The 14,743-nt window shown below is 57.2% G+C and carries 14 protein-coding genes; 12 read left to right on the forward strand and 2 right to left on the reverse strand.

The window, feature by feature from the left end; genetic code table 11:
• The first annotated feature begins 4 nt into the window (after positions 1-4).
• Complete coding sequence (locus H4N61_RS01030; protein WP_182394758.1) at positions 5-250, forward strand: curli assembly protein CsgF; 246 nt, start codon at positions 5-7, stop codon at positions 248-250.
• Positions 251-324: 74 nt separating this feature from the next.
• Here the strand turns inward: H4N61_RS01030 and H4N61_RS01035 are convergent, their stop codons facing one another.
• Positions 325-795 (reverse strand): hypothetical protein, encoded by a 471-nt coding sequence (locus H4N61_RS01035; RefSeq protein WP_182394759.1) that lies wholly within the window; start codon positions 793-795, stop codon positions 325-327.
• Positions 796-1,550: 755 nt separating this feature from the next.
• On the opposite strand from H4N61_RS01035, the gene H4N61_RS01040 reads away from it, so the two are divergent.
• Genes H4N61_RS01040 through H4N61_RS01050 form a run of 3 tightly spaced genes read left to right on the forward strand, consistent with a single transcriptional unit; the run spans position 1,551 to position 5,344 of the window.
• A complete protein-coding gene (locus tag H4N61_RS01040; protein WP_182394760.1) occupies positions 1,551-2,585 on the forward strand; it encodes an extracellular solute-binding protein in 1,035 nt (344 codons plus the stop codon).
• A gap of 30 nt (positions 2,586-2,615) precedes the next feature.
• Positions 2,616-3,701: an ABC transporter ATP-binding protein gene (locus H4N61_RS01045; RefSeq protein WP_182394761.1), complete on the forward strand. Its 1,086-nt coding sequence runs from the start codon at positions 2,616-2,618 to the stop codon at positions 3,699-3,701.
• Positions 3,698-5,344: an iron ABC transporter permease gene (locus H4N61_RS01050; RefSeq protein WP_169196219.1), complete on the forward strand. Its 1,647-nt coding sequence runs from the start codon at positions 3,698-3,700 to the stop codon at positions 5,342-5,344. Before H4N61_RS01045 ends, H4N61_RS01050 begins: the two co-directional genes overlap by 4 nt.
• 82 nt (positions 5,345-5,426) lie before the next feature.
• Here H4N61_RS01050 and H4N61_RS01055 read toward each other — a convergent pair whose 3' ends face one another.
• Entirely contained in the window at positions 5,427-6,119 is a 693-nt protein-coding gene (locus H4N61_RS01055; protein WP_169196218.1) for a FadR/GntR family transcriptional regulator, read from the reverse strand.
• Positions 6,120-6,306: 187 nt separating this feature from the next.
• Here H4N61_RS01055 and H4N61_RS01060 point away from each other — a divergent pair, with 187 nt between their 5' ends.
• The 8 genes from H4N61_RS01060 to bcsN all read left to right on the forward strand — a co-directional run bounded on the left by H4N61_RS01060 (position 6,307) and on the right by bcsN (position 14,740).
• Positions 6,307-7,800 carry a sugar ABC transporter ATP-binding protein gene (locus H4N61_RS01060; protein WP_182395881.1) on the forward strand — a complete coding sequence of 498 codons (1,494 nt, stop codon included), beginning with the start codon at positions 6,307-6,309 and terminating at the stop codon, positions 7,798-7,800.
• 33 nt (positions 7,801-7,833) lie between these two features.
• Entirely contained in the window at positions 7,834-8,829 is a 996-nt protein-coding gene (locus H4N61_RS01065) for an ABC transporter permease (protein ID WP_169196217.1), read from the forward strand.
• 86 nt (positions 8,830-8,915) lie between these two features.
• A complete protein-coding gene (locus H4N61_RS01070; RefSeq protein WP_169196216.1) occupies positions 8,916-9,857 on the forward strand; it encodes an ABC transporter substrate-binding protein in 942 nt (313 codons plus the stop codon).
• A gap of 60 nt (positions 9,858-9,917) precedes the next feature.
• Positions 9,918-10,649 carry an SDR family oxidoreductase gene (locus tag H4N61_RS01075; RefSeq protein ID WP_182394762.1) on the forward strand — a complete coding sequence of 244 codons (732 nt, stop codon included), beginning with the start codon at positions 9,918-9,920 and terminating at the stop codon, positions 10,647-10,649.
• 104 nt (positions 10,650-10,753) lie between these two features.
• Positions 10,754-12,028, forward strand: coding sequence for an L-fuconate dehydratase (locus tag H4N61_RS01080; protein ID WP_182394763.1), 1,275 nt, complete (start codon positions 10,754-10,756; stop codon positions 12,026-12,028).
• Positions 12,028-12,813 (forward strand): SDR family oxidoreductase, encoded by a 786-nt coding sequence (locus tag H4N61_RS01085; RefSeq protein WP_182394764.1) that lies wholly within the window; start codon positions 12,028-12,030, stop codon positions 12,811-12,813. The genes H4N61_RS01080 and H4N61_RS01085 overlap by 1 nt, the downstream gene beginning before the upstream one ends.
• A gap of 122 nt (positions 12,814-12,935) precedes the next feature.
• Complete coding sequence (locus tag H4N61_RS01090) at positions 12,936-13,295, forward strand: RidA family protein (protein WP_182394765.1); 360 nt, start codon at positions 12,936-12,938, stop codon at positions 13,293-13,295.
• A 557-nt stretch (positions 13,296-13,852) separates the two neighbouring features.
• A complete protein-coding gene (bcsN, locus tag H4N61_RS01095; protein WP_182394766.1) occupies positions 13,853-14,740 on the forward strand; it encodes a cellulose biosynthesis protein BcsN in 888 nt (295 codons plus the stop codon).
• Positions 14,741-14,743 lie beyond the last annotated feature (3 nt).

Consider the following 14,743-nt stretch of genomic DNA (forward strand, 5'->3'; position numbering starts at 1 on the left):
AATCATGTCGCGACTGATCAAAACAATCGGTCTTGCTGCAATGGTCGCGCTGGTCGCGACGCAATATTCCGCTGCTTCACAATTGATCTATCGACCAATAAATCCCTCGCTTGGGGGAGATCCCATTAATGGGAACTGGCTGCTTGCTTACGGTCAGGGCCAGCGCAAAGGTGGCAGCGATAGCCCTGGGTTCTCAATCGATTTTCCGGATTTTGGTGACCTAGGTCAGGATTGGTGTCACAGATCCTGACGTGCTGCCGCCGGCCGATCAGGTCGGTCAGTAGCTCCAGTGTAGTGGTGGTGTCCTTCGCGGACGCCACCATGTTACCGCTGCGAGATGATCGCAACGTTGCCGATACCTTGCTGCGCAACAAAGGCACTGTGGTTGTTGCCCATCTGGCTAACAGAGGCCATGTTGCGATAGCCGCTCTGCAGTACCATTGCGCTATTGCCTGATCCCTTTTGCAACAGGTTGACGTTATTCATCATGCCCGTCTGCATGACTATGCCGAGATTACCCGCGCCGGTCTGATGGAAGTCAGCACGATTATCGTCGCCGTTTTGCACCAGCAGAGAAGCAGATGACGTCGTATTGCGAAACTGGCTGCGTACACTGCGCATAGAGTTCGCAGCGCCGGTAGCCACGTCACTAACATCCTCTATCGACACCATCTGGTTGCTCGATAGTGGCAGGAGATTTTGGCCAAGTTGATCGACAAAAATGTCAGATGCAGCATGAGCCGAACCAAAAACAAGACTGAAGGCTGTAGCGTATACGGCGAGCTTGTTATTCATCAGTGTCCCCATATGCAGCATCAGTGCTGCTCTCTTGTAAGTGACACTGGCAAGGAAAAAATAACGTCTAGATAAGGCGTTAGGACAATTTAATTTAGAAAATTTCGATAAAATTTTATCTTTTTTGCTTGAGCTCTGCCCTTCATGCGTTAGCGGGATGGTTCACCAATTTTGTAGCGCCACGTCGTTTCATACGCTTGAGCCCACCGGCCGTTTCGGCTCTGTAAAGTGGTGGCCAGTCTTACCAAGTGTTGTCTATGTGAGCTATGACGTCCGCCCTCCTGACTTGTCTGCGCGCGCCGTGCACGTCCTGCCGTCCAAGCGTGTCACGACAGTGTCACGCTTCCGGTGCTACAGTGGGTGCGTGCGCGGTTTCCTCACTGCCGCCTGCCTTTAAAACCGTTGATATCACGGCGGTCAGCCGCGCTGGATCGAATTTTCACGCGCTTTTTTGGAGTAGTCTGGATCAAGTTTTTGATCCGCCCGCGAGAGCAAAATGGCCTCGTGAGAATCTATGCATGATTGGATTTCAATAGAATTATCAGAGGGTTGTTCGGAGAATTCCCACTTTTTCGGTCCATTGCTCAGACTTGAAAATCCGGTGTCCAGCAGAGAAAACCTAGTCGGCCGCTTCAGGTTAACGTTTTGTCAATACCCTCGGGGGTGAGGCCAAGACGATATTGCAGAACATGGCATGCGCTAACGTGCGATAATTCCCCTCAGGCTTTGTCATAGCCGATGAGAGGAATATCGACATGCGTCGCACGTCATCCATTGGTGCAGCAACAATTGCTGCTATCGCACTTTCCCTGACCGGTGTTCTCGGCGCCGCTGCTCAGGACGCTGCTATTTCGGGTACCACGCTCACCGTGTACACCCCGAATGAAGAAGGCATGCTGGAAAGCCTGATCCCTGTCTTTGAAGAAAAGTCCGGTGTTCAGGTCCAGATCATCACCGCAGGGACCGGCGAACTCTACCAGCGTATCCGTTCGGAAGCGTCGAACCCACAGGGCGACGTGCTGTTCGGCGGCGGCGCAGCTCAGGCTGCGGCCCACACTGAATTCTGGGCCGAATATGTTTCGCCAAACAATGAATTCATGGTTGAAGCTGGCAAGAACGCAACCGGCTTCTTCACCCCATACCAGGCTGACGGTTCGAACCTTCTGGTCAACACCGAAGCGACCGCTGCTGCGGGCATCGAAATCAAGTCCTATGCAGACCTGTTGCAGCCAGAGCTGAAGGGCAAGATTGCCTTCGGCGACCCAACTGCATCCTCGTCGGCCTTTGCTCAGCTCACCAACATGCTCAAGGCTGTTGGCGGCGACTACGAATCCGACGCTTCGTGGGATTTTGTTGGCAAGCTTGTTACCCAGCTCAACGGCATCACCATCGGTTCGTCCAGCCAGGTGGCTAAGGACGTTGCTGCAGGCGAATATCTCGTTGGCCTCACCTACGAACCGCTTTCGCTCAACTTCGTCCTCTCGGGCGCGCCGGTCGAAATCGTTTACCCGTCTGAAGGCGCAGCCTTCCTGCCGGCAACGCTCCAGGTCATCAAGGGTGCACCAAACGAAGCTGCCGCCAAGGCCTTCGTGGACTTCATCATCTCTGAAGAAGGTCAGACCATTCTGGCGGAACAGACCGCCGGTCGTCCGCTGCGTGATGGTGTTGTCAAGCCAGGCCTGCCAGCGCTGGCCGACATCCCGACCATTCAGGAAGATGGCGCCTACGTAGCGGCGAACCGCGATGCGATCGTTGCGAAGTACCGCACGATCCTCGAAGCTAATTTCTAAGAACGTTTAACAACCAATAGGAGCAGCCCGGTGACCAGCATCGCGCTGCGCTCTCTGCGCAAAGAGTACAACGGCCAGGTCGCGATCCCAAATCTCGACCTGGACATTCATGAAGGTGAATTCTTCACGCTTCTTGGCCCCTCAGGCTGCGGCAAGACAACCTTGCTGCGCATGATCGCCGGTTTCAATTCCATTGAATCCGGGACGATCTCTTTTGACGATGTCGTCATCAATGATCGTTCGCCAGCGGCGCGAAACATCGGCATGGTGTTCCAGAGTTATGCCCTTTTTCCGCAGATGACTGCGGCGAAGAATGTTGCCTTCGGGCTGCAGACTCGCAAAGTCGAGAAGGCGGAGGCCGCTGAGCGTGTCTCCGTCGCCCTCAAGCAGGTCCACATGGACCATCTTGCGGATCGTCTGCCGGGCCAAATGTCGGGTGGTCAGCAACAGCGTGTGGCGCTTGCCCGTGCTCTGGTGATCAAGCCCGCCGTTCTGCTGATGGACGAACCGCTGTCCAACCTTGACGCCAAGCTGCGCGTTGAGATGCGTGACACTATTCGGGAAGCGCAGCGCGCTTCCAAGATCACCACCGTTTACGTCACCCACGACCAGGAAGAAGCCATGGCCGTGTCGGATCGTATCGCGGTGATGAACCAGGGTGTGGTGCAGCAGTGCGATACGCCTGCAGAAATCTACCGCAACCCGGCAAATCGGTTCGTTGCTGAGTTCATCGGCAAGACCAACCTTATCGAGCGCGAAATTGAAAAGCGCGGTGATCAGACCGTTGTCGATCTCGGCGACGGCGTTGTGCTTGACGTGACCAATCGTATCCAGCCAACGGCAACGGGCAAGGTGCAGATTTCTGTACGTCCAGAAGCCGTGCATGTTGGCGAAAACGGTCTGCCAGCTGAGGTCGTTGAAGAAACGTTCCTCGGCTCCCATTCGCAAATCCGCGCGCGTCTGAGCACTGGCGAAACCGTAGAATTCCTTGAATTCTCGATCCGTGACGCGCTCTGGCAGCGTGGCGACAAGGTATCCTTGGTCTTCAAGGACGACGTTTTGACCTATTTTGATGCCGTCACCGGCGTTTCGATCACGCGGAGCAAGTCCAAGTGAGCGCAACTCGGCAAAAGTTCGACGGTTGGACCACGGTCGCCGTCGTTCTCACCGCTGGCTATTTGTTGATGGTGATCTGGCCGTTGATGACGGTCATGTTCAACAGCTTCAGCGCCGACGGTGAGTTTTCGCTGGCGGGCTTTGAGAAGTTCTTCTCTTCGCGCCTTTACTATTCCACCCTGTGGAACAGCGTTCTCGTCACGGTCTGCGTGACGGTTCTGGCGCTCGCCGTGGCTTTCCCGCTCGCCTATTTCATGACCATGTTCCGCGTCCGCGGTTCGGGCATCATCCAGATCCTTATTCTGGCCTCCATGATGTCGCCGCCGTTCATCGGCGCTTATTCTTGGATCCTCATGCTGGGCAACAACGGCATGGTGACCCAGCTCATCCAGGATGTATTCGGCGTCAAACCACCGAGCATCTATGGCTTCCCGGGCATCATTCTCGTGCTGACCCTGCAGCTTGTGCCGCTGATCTTCACCTATCTCATGGGTGCTTGGCGCACGGTCGACGTGTCGCTGCTCGAGGCGGCTGAAAGCATGGGTGTTACGGGGCTCCGTCGCGCCGTCCAAGTTATTGCGCCGCTGCTCTGGCCAACGGTTCTCGCGGGCTCGCTCTTGGTTTTCGTGCGTGCCTTTGCCGATTTCGGCACGCCAATGCTGATCGGGCAGGGCTTCCGGACGGTTCCAGTGTTGATCTATTCGTCCTTCGTCGGTGAAGTTTCGACCGACCAGAGCTTTGCCGCTTCGGTCGCCGTCATCGTCATCCTCGTGACCATGTCGATCTTTCTGTTCCAGAAATATCTGGCCAGCCGTCAGAAATTCTCGATGACGGCGATGCGCACCATCGAGCCAAAGCAGATCAAGGGTTGGGCAAACTTTGGCGTTCACGCCTATGTCTATTCCTTCCTCTTCCTCGCGCTCGCACCTTTGGTGGTGGTGGTCATTTCCTCCTTCCGCAACACCCTATACGGCCAGTTCGTCGATGGGTGGGGCTTTAAGAACTATGTCGGCTCGCAGCGGGATATCTGGCGCTACATCGGCAACACTTTTGGCATTGGCCTCACCGCCCTCGCCATTCTGGTGGTGATCGCTGTTCTGGTTGCCTATCTCGTTGTGCGTCGTAAAGGCTGGCTCAGCAATGTGCTCGATACCATGACCATGGTGCCTTATGTGGTGCCGGGCTTGGTTATCGGTATCGCGCTGATCACTGCGTTCTCGACCGGCCCGCTGATCCTCACCGGTTCGGCGCTGATCATGGTGCTGTCACTGACCATCCGTCGATTGCCCTATTCGGTGCGCTCGACGACCGCGCTCATGGGCCAGCTCAACCCAGCCATTGAAGAAGCGGCGATGAGCCTAGGCGCGTCCAAGTGGACAACCCTCACGCGCATCATCGTTCCGGCGCTCGGCCCGGGCATTCTCTCGGGCGCGGTTCTGAGCTGGGTGACCATCATTACTGAGCTTTCGACAACGCTCTTCCTTTACAACACCAGCACCCAGACCTTGGCGCTCGGCATCTATGCTGAGGTGATCCGTGGTCAGTTGGGCACGGCCGCAGCGCTCTCGACCATTCTACTGGTCCTGACCATGGCCTCACTCTTCCTGCTGATGAAGCTGGGGAATAAGGACATCAAGATCTAAGCCAAACGCTTATCGAGACTACAAAAACAAACCGGACCATCGCGAGGTGGCCCGGTTTTTTCTTGCGTCGATGCAGAGGGAATTAATCCCAAACGTCGGTCATAGCTTGCGCGACATAGTCGAGATGCGCCGTCATCGCGGCGCGTGCAGCGTCCGCATTCCCGGCCAAAACGGCATCTGCAATAGACACGTGGTCGGAAAGAATATGCGCTCGAACGGCGTCGATATCGCCAAGGTGCCGGTGAAACTGCTCGTCGACCGCTCCCGTCCGCGAGGCCCAAAGACCTTCCAGCGTTTCGCGCAAAACGCTATTGCCGGAAGCTTCAGCCAGCGTCATGTGCAAAGTACGGTCGCTGTCGGACGACCATTGCCCGGATGCTGTCTCTTCGCCCATGCGGATGAGCGTTTGCTTGAGACGTTCCCGACCGGCAGGAGAGATGCCTTGGCTGGCCAAGGCCGCCGCTTCCGGCTCTAAAAGACGTCGCACGGCCATAATTTCAACGGGCGATGCGCTCTGCTCGGGAAGATCGGTTTCGCGGGCCAAAGGCCCTTTAACGAAAGCGCCGACGCCAACACGCACCTCGACCAAACCGGCGACTTCCAGCGCGATCAGCGCTTCCCGCACTGTCGGGCGCGATACGCCCAGGCTTTGGGCCAAGTCGCGCTCTGAAGGCAGCTGTACGCCGGGCGCGACCGCGCCAGCCGCGATCTGATCGCGGATCTGATCGGCAATCTGGATATATAGTTTTCGGTTTGAAACGGCCTGTAGTTTCATGACCACCTCCACAACACACCATAGGTATTACCGGTCAACCTGTCTACTGGTCAGACCACTTGACAGGCGTACTAACATGTTACTATGGTCGGGGCAGGGATAGCTGAGGAGCCTCCCTGAGGAGGACATCACTGTGGCGCAAAATCCGGCTGGGAACGTGAACGCGACGCTTGTGCCGCTGGTCGAGATGACCGGTGTCGACAAGTCGTTTCCCGGCGTCCGCGCTCTCTCCAATGCGCAGTTTCAACTCTTGCCCGGTGAGGTTCATGCTCTCATGGGAGAGAATGGCGCGGGCAAGTCCACGCTGATGAAAATCCTTTCTGGCGTCTATTCTCGCGACGCTGGCAGCGTGCTTGTTAACGGCGCTCACACTAACATCAGCTCGCCGCGCGAGGCCCAGGCGAACGGCATTTCCATCATTCACCAAGAGCTGGCACTGATGCGCGATCTCACTGCTGCGCAAAACATTTTCATCGGTCGCGAGCCGCGCAAGTTCGGCATTCTGGACGAAGCCAAGCTCAATCGCGATGCGGCCGAAATTTTCGCGCAGATGAATTTGAAGCTTGAGCCAACGGTGAAGGTCGAAACCCTTACCATCGCCAAGCAACAGATGATCGAAATCGCCAAAGCGCTGTCTTATCGCAGCCGTGTCCTCATTATGGACGAGCCGACCGCAGCGCTCAACGACGCCGAAATCGCCGAGCTGTTCGCCATCATCAATCGCCTTAAGGCGGACGGTGTTGGCATTGTTTACATCTCTCACAAGATGGACGAAATCAAACGCATTTCCGATCGCGTTACCATTATGCGCGACGGCGAATACGTCGGCACTGTTCCGGCTGCCGACACGCCCATCGAGACCATTATCTCGATGATGGTGGGGCGCGCGTTGACCAATGAGGCGTTGGTCATTCCGGACACGTCAAACGCGCCAGTGGCGCTCGATGTCCGAAACTTCTCTCGTGGTTGCGAAATCCGCGATGTCAGCTTTACCGTTCGCAAGGGCGAAATTCTCGGCTTTGCCGGGCTGATGGGCGCTGGCCGCACCGAGGTTGCACGCGCGATTTTCGGCGCGGATCGTCGTGACGGCGGCGAGGTATATATCAACGGCAAGCGCATCACCATTAATTCTCCCAAGGACGCTGTCGAAGCGGGCATTGGGTATCTCTCTGAAGACAGAAAGCTCTTCGGTCTCGCCACCGGCATGGATGTGCGCAACAACATCGCCCTTGCCAGTCTCCAGCGCTTTACGCGTGCGGGCGGCGTGCTCGATGAGGGCGGCATGGCGGAAGCGGCCAAGGGCTACATTCGCCAGCTCGCCATCAAAACACCGAGCGACGGGCAAGAAGCGCGTCTGCTCTCGGGGGGTAATCAGCAAAAAGTGGTCATCGCCAAATGGCTGCTGCGCGATTGCGATGTGCTGATTTTTGACGAGCCGACGCGCGGCATCGACGTCGGTGCGAAATCTGAAATCTATAAATTACTCAATGCTTTGGCGGCTGAGGGGAAGGCGATCATCGTGATTTCCTCCGAGCTGCCGGAAATACTGCGCTTGGCTCATCGGATCGCTGTCATGTGTGAAGGTCGCCTCACGGGCATCCTTCCCGGTGGCGCGAGCCAAGAAGAAATCATGCGCCTGGCAACCATGCGCGACGGCATGGAGCTCAAGCGCGCGGGCTAAGCCTCCGCGCCAATTGAGGGGGAGAGAAAAACTATGACAGACGCCGCCGTACCCGCACAGAAGTCAGGCATTCGCATTTCGGGCGCCTTCCATCGACTGCTCGCCTTCTCAGGGCTTCTTGCGCTGATCATTGTCTTCTCTTTGGCCTCGCCCAATTTCATGCAGACCCAGAATATTCTGGCCATTCTGCAAGCGACTTCGGTCAATGGTGTTCTCGCCATCGCGGCGACGCTGGTCATCATCACGGGCGGCATCGACCTCTCGGTCGGAACGCTCATGACCTTCTGTGCCGTCATCGCAGGCGTTTTGCTCACCTATCTCGGCTTGCCCCTGCCCGTTGGTGTGGTTGGCGCCATTCTCGCTGGCACCTGCGCCGGTCTTGTTTCCGGCACGGTCATTGCCAAGCTCAAAGTACCACCCTTCATCGCCACTCTTGGCATGATGCTGATCCTAAAGGGCCTGTCGCTGGTCATTTCTGGCACGCGTCCAATCTATTTCAACGATACGCCCGGTTTTACGCAAATCGCGCAGGGCTCATTGGTGGGCGCAGTCATTCCTGCACTGCCCATTCCCAATGGTGTGCTCGTGCTGTTCGCTGTTGCGATCGTGGCTGCCTTCGTGCTGAGCAAAACGGCCCTTGGTCGCTACACTTTTGCTTTGGGCTCGAACGAAGAAGCTGTGCGCCTCTCCGGCGTTAACGTTGATCGCTGGAAGATTGCCGTTTACGCCACGGCAGGTTCGATCTGTGGCGTTGCAGGCATTCTCATTGCCTCGCGCCTCAACTCAGCGCAGCCCGCTTTGGGGCAGGGTTATGAGCTCGACGCGATTGCGGCGGTGGTTATTGGGGGCACTTCGCTGTCTGGCGGCCGCGGCACCGTGCTCGGCACGCTCATCGGCGCGCTTATCATTTCAGTTTTGGCCAATGGCCTGCGCATCCTTTCGGTGGCGCAGGAATGGCAGACGGTTGTCACCGGCTGCATCATCATCTTGGCCGTCTATGCCGACATACTGCGCCGCCGCACCCTTTAGTGGCGACGCTTGTATCGCGCCCCCATCTGGGCGCTGACGACCGGCTCATGTGAGCCAAGACGTGAACACTTGGGAGGAGAAACCCTATGCTTAGACGTACTCTGCTCGGCGCCATCAGCGCACTCGCACTTGTCAGCGCTTCCGGCGTGACCCTTGCGCAGGATCAATATGACATCGCGCTGGTCTCGAAAGGTTTCCAGCATCAGTTCTGGCAGGCCGTAAAGGCTGGCGCAGAAAAGGCTGGTGCAGAGCTTGGCGCGACCATCACCTTTGAAGGCCCAGAAAGCGAAAGCCAGGTTGACCGTCAGCTCGATCAGCTGGCTGCAGCCCTATCGCGTAGCCCAGACGCTATCGGCTTTGCCGCTCTCGACAGCCAGGCCGCCGTGCCACTGCTCGAACAGGCTAAGGCCGCCAACATTCCGATCATCGCTTTTGACTCTGGCGTCGATAGCGACATCCCGCTGACCACTGCCACCACTGATAACCTTGCCGCTGCCGCTCTGGCTGCCGACAAGATGTCCGAACTCATCGGCGGCGAAGGCAAGATTGCTGTTGTTGGTCACGACCAGACCAGCGGCACCGGCATTCAGCGCGTTGAAGGCTTCGTCAACCGCATCAAGGAAGCCCATCCAAAGATCGAAATCGTCACCGTTCAATACGGCGGTGGTGACCATCTGCAGTCGACCGAAGTCACCAAGTCGATCCTGCTGGCAAACCCAGATCTCAAGGGTATTTTCGGCACCAATGAAGGCTCGGCCATTGGCGTTGCCAACGGCAAGCAGGAGTTGAACTCCCAAATCGTCGTCATCGGCTTTGACTCCGGTGCCGCGCAAAAGGGCTTCGTTCAGTCCGGTCTCGTCAACGGCGCGATCACCCAGAACCCTGTGGGCATTGGCTACGAAACCGTCGCCGCCGCGATCAAGGCACTGAAGGGCGAAACCCTGCCGAAGGTCATCGATACCGGCTTCTACTACTACGACAAGGACAACATGGCCGATCCAGAGATCGCAGCCGTTCTTTACGACTAAGATTGTTATGGGGGGCCGGACGAGGGACCGGCCCCTTTCCACTTCATCAGGACCAAAGACATGGCCGATATTTCAGGCAAAATCGTACTCATTACGGCGGCGGCTCAAGGCATTGGCGAAGCCTCCGCGCGGGCCTTCGCAGCGGCCGGGGCCAAGGTTATCGCCACCGATATCAATGCGGCCAAACTGGCTGAGCTCAACGGCACTCCAAATATCACGACGCGCGTCCTCAACGTCCTTTCGGATGCTGATGTTGCCGCTGCAGTCGCCGAGATTGGCCATATCGACGTGCTCTTCAACTGCGCCGGTGTCGTCCATTCCGGCTCGGTTCTGGAGATGAGCGACGCCGATCTCGATTTCGCGCTCGATCTCAATGTCCGCGCCCAAATCCGCACCATTCGCGCCATTCTGCCCCAGATGCTCGAGCGCAAGGACGGAGCCATCATCAATATGGCAACTGTCGCCTCATCCATCAAAGGCGTGCCCAACCGCGCCGCCTATTCCATTTCCAAGGCCGCAGTCATTGGCCTGACCAAATCCATTGCGGGCGACTACACCACGTCCAACATCCGCGTGAATGCGATCTGCCCCGGTACTGTGGAAAGCCCGAGCCTGCACGACCGTTGGCACGCTACAGGCGATTTCGAAGGGGCCAAAAAAGCCTTCATCGCGCGCCAGCCGATTGGCCGTATCGCCCAGCCCCAGGAAGTCGCCGATCTCGCCGTCTATCTCGCGGGCGCCACCTATACGACCGGACAAGTCCACATCATCGACGGCGGTTGGACGGGCTGACCCCACCTGCCCATCGCCACTCAAACTCAGAGCCCCACCTCTCCCTTTGGGGGAGAGGTCGCCGCTAAGCGGCGGGTGAGGGGGCCTTACTGGATCGGTGCAAAATGAAGATCACATCGCTCTCTACCCATGATTTGCGGTTCCCCACTTCGGCCTCGCTCGACGGCTCGGATGCGATGAACCCCGATCCAGATTACTCCGCCGCCTATGTGGTGCTGGGCGCCGATGGCGCGTTGGAAGGTCACGGCCTCACCTTCACCATCGGCCGTGGCAATGAAGTTGTAGTTGCCGCCATTAAGGCCCTTACCGATCGCGTCGTCGGGCTTGACCTTGCTTGGATTGCGGAAGACCCCGGTCGCTTCTGGCGCCATGTGACCGGCGATAGCCAGCTGCGCTGGATTGGCCCTGACAAAGGCGCGATGCATCTGGCAACCGGTGCGGTGGTCAACGCGGTCTGGGATCTTTTGGCCAAACAAGCCAATAAGCCGGTCTGGCTCTATGTCGCCGAAATGAGCCCTGAACAGCTCGTTTCCATCATTGATTTCCGCTACCTCACCGACGCTATCACCCGTGAAGAGGCCCTAGCCATCTTCCGCAAGGCCGAGGCGGGGAAAGCCGAGCGTATCGCTACCCTGCGTAAGGAAGGCTATGCCTGCTACACTACCTCGGCAGGCTGGCTCGGCTATTCCAACGAAAAGCTCACGCGCCTCGCCACCGAAGCGGTCGAAGCGGGCTTTAGCCATATTAAAATGAAAGTTGGGCGCGATCTTGCCGACGATATTCGTCGCCTCGAGATCGTCCGCTCCATCATGGGGCCAGATCGCTATCTGATGATCGACGCCAATCAGGTTTGGGAAGTCGATCAGGCGATTTCATGGGTCAATGCGCTCCAGCGCTTCAATCCCTATTTCATCGAAGAGCCGACCAGCCCCGACGACGTCGAGGGCCATCGCAAAATCCGCGAGGCCATTGGCCCGGTCAAAGTCGCTACCGGCGAAATGTGCCAAAACCGTATTTTGTTCAAGCAGTTCATCACGCGCGAGGCCATTGATATCGTCCAGATCGATGCCTGCCGCATTGGTGGTCTCAATGAAGTGCTCTCGGTTCTCCTCATGGCAGCCAAATATGGTAAGGCCGTCTGGCCACACGCTGGTGGCGTTGGCCTTTGCGAATATGTCCAGCACCTCTCAATGATCGATTATCTCGTGGTCTCGGGCACCAAGGACGGGCGCGTGATCGAGTTCGTCGATCACCTGCACGAGCACTTTCTTGATCCATGCGTGATCCAAAATGCGGCCTATATGCCGCCTGAACGCGCTGGGTTCTCTATCGAGATGAAGCCGTCCTCCATCGCAGAAAACACATTTCGGGGCGCTTAATGGATCTCGGTCTTAAAGACAAAGTCGTTATCGTCACCGGCGGTGGCTCCGGCATTGGCGCGGCCATTAGCTTGGGCCTCGCTGAAGAAGGGGCTATTCCGGTCATTGTCGCGCGGTCGGAGCTGTCGGCAGAGTTCTCCGCCAAAATGTCAGCCCTCGCCCCGAACTACGGCTTTGTCAAAACGGAACTCTCAGATGACACGGCCTGCCAGCGTGCGATCGAAACCGTGGCGCAAAAGTTTGGCCGCATCGAAGGCCTCGTCAACAACGCCGGTTTTAACGACAATATCGGCCTTGAAGCTGGCCCTGCGGCCTTCCGCAAATCGCTCGATGCCAATCTCATTCACTATTACAACATGGCGCATTTCGCCCTGCCGTGGCTGCGGCTGTCAAAAGGCGCTATCGTCAACATTTCCTCCAAAACTGCGATCACGGGGCAGGGCAATACGTCCGCCTATGCCGCCGCCAAAGGCGCACAACTGGCGATGACGCGCGAATGGGCGGCGGCCCTCTTGCCGGATGGCATTCGCGTTAATGCCGTTATTCCTGCCGAGGTGATGACGCCACTCTACCGCCGTTGGGTCGATAGCTTCGATAATCCCGAGCAAAAACTGGCCGATATCACCAAAGCCATTCCGCTTGAGCAGCGCATGACCACCTCTGAAGAAATAGCATCCGACGTGGTTTTCCTGCTCTCCAATGCAAAGTCCGGGCACACGACCGGGCAATGGCACTTCGTTGATGGTGGCTATACCCATCTTGATCGTGCGCTGAGCCTGTCGTGAGTTAAAAATGCTCATTGAGATCAAGTGCTAGGCGCAATCGTGGGTGGTGACTGGGGCTTCGCAAAAATGCTTGCATTCGCCCCCTCCGGCGTGTGACCAATCGCCCATTGATCAAGGAGAGAGTGATGATCGAACGTTTTGAAGCTGGCCCACGCATGAGCCAGGCTGTGTCCTACCCTGCTTCCGGCAAGGTCGTTGTCTTGGCCGGTCAGGTTGGCAATCCAGCAACCGCCGATGTGGTTGAACAGACCAAGGAAGTTATTGCCAAGATCGATAGCCTTCTGGCTCAGGCGGGTGCAGACAAGACCCAGATCGTTTCGGCCACCATCTGGCTGCGCGACATTTCTGACTTCGCCAAGATGAACACCGTCTGGGACGTATGGGTCCCACAGGGCCACACCCCAGCCCGTGCTTGCGTCGAATCCAAACTGGCTCTGCCAGAGCTGCTGGTCGAAATTCAGGTTACCGCCGTCGTTCTCTAAGAGACTAGCTTTGGGCCGGCATTGCTCCGGCCCAATTCCCCTTCCTTCTGCAGCGACAGATATATTTGTTGCGCCCACTGTTTCCGATCCCCTTGAGGCAATGTTCAAGGTCGATCCGTAGATGTGCCCCCAATGTGAGGGCGCTTCCCCCGCTCTATTTTTTATGTAAAGTACCAGTGTCGCTGATGTCAGCGCACAGTTAAGTTGTGACCTAACGTCTTTTCTGTTCGGCCGCACAGTGGTCGAATAACTCGTCAGCGCACTACCTATACACTTGTCATGTAAAGAAAAACCGTTCGAATATGTTCATTTAACGCGTTGTTAAACATCGTTAAGTGTGTGTTTCGGAACGAAAAATTTATTGGTAAGTGGCGCTGGGACGGGATTTGTTAGCATCTGCTTAACTGCGCTGATTAATATTTAGCGACAGAGGGTTCCGGGGTTTGGGTCGCTCGGCACTTTGGTGCGTTTAGACTATGTTCACGTATGGAAGGCCGGCAAGAATGCTGAGTGCGGCACGGCGCAGGCTCACAGTTAAGATATTAGCGTCCATTGGTATGGCGGCGTTTCTAGCTGCCTGTGCGACGACCTCTGAGCTGAAACCCCACGAACCGATGGTGATTGCTCCGGCGCAGTCCATCGTTGTTCCCCCTCCGGGCGGTCCGGCAGTGGTGAGCGTGGTGCAGACGACGTACCCCAATGCCGTCAAACATGACATTTTCCTCGAGACCACGGCCCGCACCACTGGCGAGAATAAAATCTCGGTTATCCGTTTCGTGGGTAAAGGGAGCGATGGGTCCGACGCTGGTTTGAGCGACATTCCGTTCACCCGTGTTAACCTCACCGAAGAAGCGCTCGCCGCTTGGCCCAATTCGGGCATGGCGGTATCGCCCTTCTTCGTGCAGAACAATTATGGTCCCTTCGGCTACGCGATTGCCAAGCCGAGCAATGGCGACGTCTGCATCTATGCTTGGCAGCGTATCGAAGCCACCTTGCGCCCCTCCGGCGCGGTGGATCGTGGCTCCATCAATGTCCGCCTTCAACTGTGCCGTCGTGGCGTCACGGAAGCGCAATTGCTCGAAGTTATGTATCAGCTGCGCCTGAACACCGGGGTGTTCCCTCCAGGCAAGGCCCCTATGCAGATTGGTGCCACCCTGTCGCCTATTCGGCCTCTGGGTGTTCAAGGCTTTGCCGAGGTCATCCCGACCACACGTCCTGCCGCGCAGGCACAGACCGCTGCGCCAGCACCCCAGCCAGCGGCGACGACACGACCTATCGTGCCGTCAATTTCTGGGCCAATTATACCAAGCCCAACCGATAGACCAAGTGGCGTCGGGCCAATGGTGCCGCGTCCACCTTCTGGGACATCGGCAACTGGTTCGACTAACACAGCGCCATCCGCGCCGAGCGTGTTCGTCCCATCCCCTCCAGCAAGCACTCGATAGAGT

Source organism: Devosia sp. MC521, assembly GCF_014127105.1.
Taxonomy (GTDB): Bacteria; Pseudomonadota; Alphaproteobacteria; order Rhizobiales; family Devosiaceae; genus Devosia.